Annotated in this window: 6 protein-coding genes; all 6 read left to right on the top strand. The window is 50.8% G+C overall.

Going from position 1 to position 7,839, the window contains the following annotated elements; translation table 11 throughout:
* Positions 1–636 (top strand): flagellar basal body L-ring protein FlgH (locus MHN01_RS10090; protein ID WP_239411236.1); only part of this gene is annotated, 636 nt, incomplete at its 5' end.
* A 64-nt stretch (positions 637–700) separates the two neighbouring features.
* The gene (locus MHN01_RS10085; RefSeq protein WP_239411237.1) at positions 701–1,771 is read left to right on the top strand and encodes a flagellar basal body P-ring protein FlgI; all 1,071 of its coding nucleotides are present in this window, start codon (positions 701–703) and stop codon (positions 1,769–1,771) included.
* 20 nt (positions 1,772–1,791) lie between these two features.
* A complete protein-coding gene (gene flgJ / locus MHN01_RS10080) occupies positions 1,792–2,775 on the top strand; it encodes a flagellar assembly peptidoglycan hydrolase FlgJ (protein ID WP_239411235.1) in 984 nt (327 codons plus the stop codon).
* Positions 2,776–2,936: 161 nt separating this feature from the next.
* Positions 2,937–4,820 carry a flagellar hook-associated protein FlgK gene (flgK, locus tag MHN01_RS10075; protein WP_239411234.1) on the top strand — a complete coding sequence of 628 codons (1,884 nt, stop codon included), beginning with the start codon at positions 2,937–2,939 and terminating at the stop codon, positions 4,818–4,820.
* A 14-nt stretch (positions 4,821–4,834) separates the two neighbouring features.
* Positions 4,835–6,025 (top strand): flagellar hook-associated protein FlgL, encoded by a 1,191-nt coding sequence (gene flgL / locus MHN01_RS10070; RefSeq protein ID WP_239411233.1) that lies wholly within the window; start codon positions 4,835–4,837, stop codon positions 6,023–6,025.
* A 317-nt stretch (positions 6,026–6,342) separates the two neighbouring features.
* Positions 6,343–7,491: a flagellin gene (locus tag MHN01_RS10065; protein WP_239411232.1), complete on the top strand. Its 1,149-nt coding sequence runs from the start codon at positions 6,343–6,345 to the stop codon at positions 7,489–7,491.
* Positions 7,492–7,839: the final 348 nt, after the last annotated feature.

Raw genomic sequence — 7,839 nt, 5'->3', positions numbered from 1 at the left:
GGCCTGATTGACATGCTGCGCCGCCGTGAAGATCCGCAAGCTGGCGATCCTGCCTGGGCCAGTATCCGACCTCAGGAGAAACCCGAACATTATGCGACGGCGACTGGTTCGCTGTTCAATGTCACTGGGGCTCAGGATCTCTATGATGATACCAAGCCGCGTGGTATTGGCGATATCGTCACCGTGCTGCTGGAGGAGAAGACACAGGCGAAGAAGAGTGCCAGCTCGGATTTAGATAAATCGACAGACTTGTCGATGGACCCACTGGCACTTGGTGGTCAGGAAGTCAAAATTGGCGAGCGTAACTTGTCTTACGAGGTGAGCAACGCCAATAAGTTTGCCGGCAGTACCTCTGCCGATCAGAGCAATAGCATCAAGGGCTCTATCTCGGTTGAAGTGATTGATGTACTTGCCAATGGCAACCTATTAGTCCGTGGCGAGAAATGGCTGACACTCAATACCGGTGATGAATATATTCGGGTCAGTGGTACGGTGCGTCCGGACGATATCAGCCAGGAAAATACTATTGCCTCAACCCGGATTGCCAATGCCCGTATTCAGTATTCTGGCACCGGAGATCGCCAGGATGTCCAGGAGCAGGGCTGGTTGGCTCGCTTCTTTAACGTCAGTATTTAGCGTTAGTTTGATTGAACAATAAGTGACATTACGGAGCACTGAAGTGAAATTCCAGAGTATTTGCATGGGCCTGATGCTGTTGTTGGCATTACCGTCTCAGGCGGCAAGAATTAAAGACGTATCAGAAGTCGCCGGGGTTCGGAGTAACCAGTTGGTTGGCTATGGTCTGGTTGTCGGCTTGCCGGGAACGGGGGAGACGACGCCGTTTACTGACCAGAGCTTCAATGCCATGCTGCAAAATTTTGGAATTCAGTTGCCGGCGGGTACCAAGCCGAAGACAAAGAATGTGGCTGCCGTTGCCGTAAACGCAACTTTGCCGCCGTTTACCAAACAAGGCCAGACGATAGATATCACTGTGTCGTCAATCGGTTCGGCGAAAAGCCTGCGTGGCGGTACATTGCTGCAAACCTTTCTGAAAGGCCTGGACGGAAAGGTCTACGCCATTGCACAAGGGAGCCTGGTCGTTGGCGGGTTCAGTGCCACCGGCGCCGATGGGTCTAAAGTGGTTGGCAACACGCCGACAGTAGGTCGAATCTCCAACGGTGCCATGGTTGAACAGGAAGTACCGAACCCGTTTGGTCGTGGTGATTTCCTGACCTTTAACCTGTTTGAGTCCGATTTCACCACCGCGCAGCGTATGGCTGATGCCGTTAACCAGTTTCTCGGTCCGCACATGGCGGCAGCAGTAGATGCCACCTCTGTCCGTGTCCGCGCCCCGCGAGATGTGAGCCAGCGAGTGGCATTCCTATCGACCATCGAAAACATTGAATTTGATCCGGCGGAAGGTGCGGCGAAAATCATTGTTAACTCGCGGACCGGTACGATTGTTGTTGGCCAAAACGTGAAGCTCAAGCCTGCAGCTATTACTCATGGCGGTATGACCGTATCGATTAAGGAAAACTATTCTGTCAGTCAGCCGAACGGTTTTTCTGGCGGTAATACGGTTGTCGTTCCGAACTCTGATATTGAGGTCACCGAAGAAGATTCCCGAATGTTCAAGTTCGAACCGGGGATCACTTTGGATGAGCTGGTACGTGCGGTGAACCAGGTCGGTGCCGCCCCTTCTGATCTGATGGCTATCTTGCAGGCACTTAAGCAGGCAGGGGCCATTGAAGGTCAGCTGATCATTATTTAAAACAATCTTTGGTTCTGAGCATGAAAACAACCAATCCGGGTTTTATTCACGATATCTCCAACCTTGAGCGACTAAGGGCGGGGATCAATGATGATGAAAGTCAGTCTTTGCGTGCGGCTGCGCAGCAGTTCGAGGCGATTTTTACTCAGATGTTGTTTAAGTCGATGCGCCAGGCCAATGAGGTTTTTGAATCTGATCTGATGAGCAGCAGCAACAGTAAGTTCTTCGAGCAGATGCATGACGAGCAGATGGCGAGCGAGTTGAGTTCCACCGGCTCGCTGGGCTTGGCAGACTTGATTGTCTCCCAGCTTGGTGGTGAAGAGGAAGCACAGAGCCCCGCGGTGCCAACAGAGCAGGACTTCCGTCAGGCGGTAAAAGAAGCGCCGCTGAATCTGCCGTTTGATACCAAAGGCAAGCAGCCGGATAAGGCAATGGTAGAAAAGGCTGCGGAAGATGCGCTAACAATCATGCAGCAAACTCAGCCGACGACCTTTACTGCGCCTCTGCCACCGATGAAGCCTCAGGACAATGAGCGTGGCTTTGAGTCACCCCAGGATTTTGTCAATCGGATGCGCCCCTATGCTGAAAAGGCAGCCCATGCGATAGGCACTGAGCCATCAGTATTGATTGCTCAGGCTGCGCTGGAAACGGGTTGGGGCAAGAAAGTGATCAAGAATGCGGCAGGCAACAGCAACAACCTTTTCAATATCAAAGCTGATCAGCGTTGGTCCGGCAACAAGGTTGCGACCAACACACTAGAGTTCCATAACGGGATCCCTGTCCAGCAGCGGGCAGCATTTCGTTCTTATGACAGCTACCAAGATAGTTTCAATGACTATGTCCGTTTTCTAAATCAGAACCCGCGTTATTCTGAAGCGCTGGAGCAACCCGCTGATCCGGTGCATTTTATTCGAAATTTGCATAAGGCGGGTTATGCGACGGATCCGGAATATTCCAATAAGGTCATCAGTGTCATGGATACGGTGAACCGCCTGATGAAATAGGCAACTCCTTGCCTCCGCTCAAAAAAACACCACATCACTCCCAATATAAGTATAAGCAAGTTGTTATTAAATCAATGACTTAAGCTGGATTGAGAAGTGGAACGCTTTTTGCATCTCAAGTTATTGATTAATTGTAACCCCCTCACAGTTCCGGAGGCTTCATGGGGTTTGACTTGCTAAATATGGGCTCCCAAGGTCTGATGACTGCACAACGGCAGTTAAATACGACCAGCCATAACATTAACAATGTTAATACTGAAGGCTATAGCCGCCAATCTGTTGTTCAGCAAGCCAATGATCCTATTTGGTGGGGGGGCAACCAGTATGGTACCGGTGTCCATGCGGCAGAAGTTCGCCGCGGATTTGATCAGTTTGCCACCAATGAGCTTAACCTGACCACCACCAACCTCAGCTATGCCACCGAGCGAGAGGGCCAGCTTGGCCGTCTGGATAATATGCTGGCTAATAGTGCCAAGAAGATCCCGGAAGACATGAACCAGTGGTATGACTCGGTCAAGGCGCTGGCTGATAGCCCTAGTGATATGGGGTCGCGGAAAGTGGTGCTTGAAAAAGCAAAGATGGTTGCCTCTGGCCTGAATGACAATCATGGCATCTTGTCTCGTCAAAAGTCGGAGACCAATGAGGTGTTGTCCCGTACATTGAGCCGGGTTAATGATATTGCCAGAGAACTGGTGGATGTGCACAAGGCCTTGGTTAAAACACCGGCTTCGGGCCATGACAATGACCTGTTGGACAGGCACCAGAGCCTGATCAATGAGCTGTCCGAGTATACCAAAGTTACCGTGACCCGAAAAAACGCCGAAAGCTTCAATGTCATGATCGGTAGCGGCCATACCTTGGTGTCTGGCACGGAATCCAGTGAGCTGAGAATGGTGAGCGGTAAGCCAGATCCGCAGCAGACTCAGCTGGCCATTGTCGAAGGCAATTCGCTCAAAACAATCCGCAATGATGATATCGGCGGCAAGATGGCCGCATTATTCCAGTTCCGTGACGAAACACTGACCCACGCCATGGATGAAATTGGCCGTATCGCGATTGGTTTTTCCGAGTCGGTGAACGAGCTTCAGCAACAGGGCCTGGATCTTAAAGGCCAGGTCGGACAGAACATGTTTCGGGATGTCAACGATCCGGCATCAGCGGCGGCACGGGTGATGTTACCGGCCGATTCGACCGCAGAGATGAAGGTCTTTATTGACGATTTGAGCAAAGTGAAAATTGGTGAATACGGCCTGACCTTTGACGGCAGTCAGCATACCTTGACCTTTCCTGACGGTACGAGTCAGAACGTGATCCCGAGTGGTAACCCGCCATCATTCACTATGGACGGTTTCCAGGTAGAAATGACGGCGCCGATGAAAGCTGGCGAGCAGGTTGTATTGCGTCCGACACGCTCTGCGGCAGGGGAGATCAGCGTCGCGATGAGCGATCCGGCAAAAATTGCCGCTCAAAGTTACCTCAGTTCTGCCAGCAATACGCAGGGCCAGGCAGATTTTAACATTACCCAGCCCGGCACCCTGTCGGAATTTCAGGTCGCCGTCTCGCCGGATGCCAGCCAGTTTGCCGTTCTGGATATGAAAGGCAATATTCTGCAGGCTCCGCAGCCATACCCGCCAGCCGGTGAAGTGGTTGTGGGTGGCACTGGTTTTACCCTGAGCCAAGGAGCCATTGGCGGTGATGTCTTTGCCGTTAACCTCAATGCAGCCGATGGTGATAACGGCAACCTGATCAAGATGCAGACCCTTCAGGCTGAAAAGCTGATGGATGAGGGCCGCTCTACCGTCATTGATGTCTATCAGGGGCTAAATACCGAGATGGGGGTGCAGAAAGCTTCCGCAGCCCGTCTCAGGGAAGTCGGTTTGGTCGAGAAAGATGCCGCCGAAAGTCGGGTAGCGGAAATATCAGGCGTGAACCTCGATGAGGAAGCGGCCAATATGATGAGATTCCAGCAGGCCTATATGGCCTCGTCGCGCATCATGACTGTTGCCAACGAAACCTTTGATACCTTACTTAACGTATCGCGCTAGGGAGACCGTTATTTATGATTAGCCGAATGGCCACCTTCCATAACTACCGCTCTGTGGCAAACGATATGAATCGCCAGCAGGTGCGGGTGCAGGAAAACCAGGAGCAGTTGGCAACGGGTAAACGTCTGCTGACTGCCGGTGATGATCCGGTATCGTCGATCTATATCCAGAATTTTGATCAGCAGAATACTCAGATTGAACAGTCGCTTAAGTCGATCACACTGGCGCGGAACCGTCTGGATAATGAAGAGACGGCGATCACCGAGGTCGAAAACCTGCTCGATGAAGCCAAGCGCAAGTCAATGATGATGGTTAACGGCTCGCTGTCCGGTGATGACCGCATGGCCCACAAGCAAGATATGCAGGGGCTGTATGACTCCTTCATGAACCTGGTGAATACCAAGGATGAGTCCGGCAACTTCATTTTTGCCGGCACCCAGTACAGCAAGCAACCCTTTTTCCGGGACAACAATGGTCATGTTACCTATGTTGGTGACAGCTATCAGCGGATGGCCAAGGTGGCTCCGTCGGTTGATGTGCCGATGAATGATGCTGGCGATAAGTTGTTTATGGAAGTTTCCAATCCATACGGTGACTACCAGCCGGACTATGAACTGCAAAGCGGCTCGCTGCTGTTGCTGTCACAGGCGACGAATACCAACGATGCTGATCCGTCGGCATATCGCATCGAGTTTGCGACGACGGCGACCGGACCTGCCTATAAGTTGTTCCAGAATGGCAGCGAGGTCAGTAGCGGCCAGTTTGATCCGGGTAAGGGGATCCAGTGGGAAACTTTGCAGGTTGATCTGGAAGGCGAGATTGAAGACGGCGATGTGATCGAGCTATCACGGCAGGACAAGATCAATGTTTTCGATGCTTTCCAGCGCAGCATTGATCTGTCGGACAGTGATGTTTCAGATGCGTCGGCCTCGGCGGAGCTGCAGCAGGCTGTGGCTGAGCTGTCCGAAGGCTTCAAGCATATTAACCGCGCACGATCTGAAATTGGCACCCGGCTGCAGACCTTAGATCGCCAGGAGAATATGCACGAGGACTTCAAGATCGTGATGACACAGGCGCGCGGCACGCTGGAGGATCTTGATTACGCGACTGCCGTTATTGAGTTAAACGAAAACATGATGGCATTGCAGGCCTCTCAGCAGGCGTTTGCAAAAACCAAAGATTTGAATCTGTTCAACTATATCTAACTGGTATTCGTTTTAGCGTGAATATGCTGTGTTAGTTGAACTGTTAGCGGCGGCAATAACAATTACCGCAACGGCAAAGAAAGTCTTGCCGATGGGCACAGGGTTGCCGCTGTACTGAACTTTATATCAAATTTAGACATAAATTATTGAAATAAAGTATTTTTTAATTTTGGCATGATGATTGCTAATACTAGGTTGGTGGCAACAATGTTGCCAATATTATTTATACATATAGCTGGCCCCGCTTCACCGTCTTACGTATTGACTGTTGCGGGTAGGCTGTTTCGCTGAAAGAGCGAAAGTCAAAGGAGAGCAAAATGGGTGTAACAGTAAACACCAACGTGTCTGCCATGACTGCGCAGCGTTACCTGGTCAAAGCAACGAGTGATCTTAGTACTTCGATGGAACGCCTATCGACAGGTAGCAAGATCAACAGTGCTAAAGACGATGCAGCGGGTCTGCAGATCTCTAACCGTTTGGTGGCACAGACACGAGGCCTGAACGTTGCAATGCGTAACGCCAATGACGGTATTTCTATTGCGCAGACAGCCGAAGGTGCAATGCAGGAATCAACCAGCATCTTGCAGCGTATGCGTGACCTGTCACTACAGTCTTCCAACGGCGCAAACTCGGATGATGACCGTGTTGCAATCCAGGAAGAAGTCTCGGCGCTTCAGGATGAACTTAACCGTATCGCGGAAACAACGGCATTTGGTGGCCGTAAGCTTCTGAATGGTACCTTCGGTGAAGCGGCATTCCAGATCGGTGCCGATTCTGGTGAAGCGATCATCATGGGGATGGACAGTGTCCGTGCCGATTATGAGGAGATGGGCGGTAGTCTGCTGGTTTCAACGAACAAGATTGAACCAGGTGCTGAGTTAAATGCCAATGCAACGGTTGGCTTCTCAGTAACTGACAAGCTGGGTAATGTCACCAACGTGAGCGTTGATTTGCTCCAGGGTGATGATGTCGAAGAAATCGCAACGCGCATTAACGGTCAGAACTCTGCAGTTAACGCCTCGGTAACTGAAGAGGGTGAACTGCAAATTTTTGCCGGTGACGGTGATGTGGCAGTGACTGCTGGTGCGATGAGCATGAAAAACACCGATGGAACGGTTGTAACCGGTGACATCGCAGGTGTGGCTAAGTCGGTATCGGTGGGGGATATTAATGTTGAGACCGCAGGCGGAGCTCAACATGCAGTACCAATCATTGATGCGGCCTTGAAGTATATCGATAGTCAGCGTGCCGATTTGGGTGCGAAGCAGAACCGTCTGGGCCATACCATCAATAACCTGGCAAACGTATCTGAAAACGTATCGGCGTCTAACAGCCGTATCCGTGATACCGACTTTGCCAAGGAAACGACGGAAATGGCCAAGAACCAGATCCTGCAGCAGGCGAGTACGTCTATCCTTGCTCAGGCAAAACAGGTTCCACAGGCTGCAATGAGCCTGTTGCAATAATTTTCCGCTATTCGGTTCAGACCAGAACGGCAAGGGGCAATCCCTTGCCGTTTTTGTTTCTTGCGGCAGAACTTCTTGCCGTGCCTTATCTGCATCATTCCATACAAAACACGCCTGATTTGTTATCAGAAAGATCGCAAAAAAGTGCTAGCCATTGAGTGGGCTACATCTCATTGCAATGAAACATTCACCTTAATTTTTATTAACTTGATCACGTTTTAACCGATTTCAAAAAAATACTAAAAAAAAACTTAAAGGTTTTTTTTGCGGTGCCGTTAAAGGTCATGTACGAAGAATAACAAGGTTTTTCCGGCTGGGCTGGTCAAGCCATTTTGAACACTTAAGGAG

Origin of the sequence: Photobacterium sp. OFAV2-7 (genome assembly GCF_022347985.1) — a bacterium.
In the GTDB taxonomy this organism is placed as follows: domain Bacteria; phylum Pseudomonadota; class Gammaproteobacteria; order Enterobacterales; family Vibrionaceae; genus Photobacterium.
This window is presented reverse-complemented; position numbering and strand designations above follow the sequence as displayed.

What these genes read in the sequence shown, in the direction of transcription:
- MHN01_RS10085 (WP_239411237.1), top strand. Translation starts at nt 701, where the DNA reads ATGGGCCTGATGCTGTTGTTGGCATTACCGTCTCAGGCGGCAAGAATT.
- flgJ (WP_239411235.1), top strand. Translation starts at nt 1,792, where the DNA reads ATGAAAACAACCAATCCGGGTTTTATTCACGATATCTCCAACCTTGAG.
- flgK (WP_239411234.1), top strand. Translation starts at nt 2,937, where the DNA reads ATGGGGTTTGACTTGCTAAATATGGGCTCCCAAGGTCTGATGACTGCA.
- flgL (WP_239411233.1), top strand. Translation starts at nt 4,835, where the DNA reads ATGATTAGCCGAATGGCCACCTTCCATAACTACCGCTCTGTGGCAAAC.
- MHN01_RS10065 (WP_239411232.1), top strand. Translation starts at nt 6,343, where the DNA reads ATGGGTGTAACAGTAAACACCAACGTGTCTGCCATGACTGCGCAGCGT.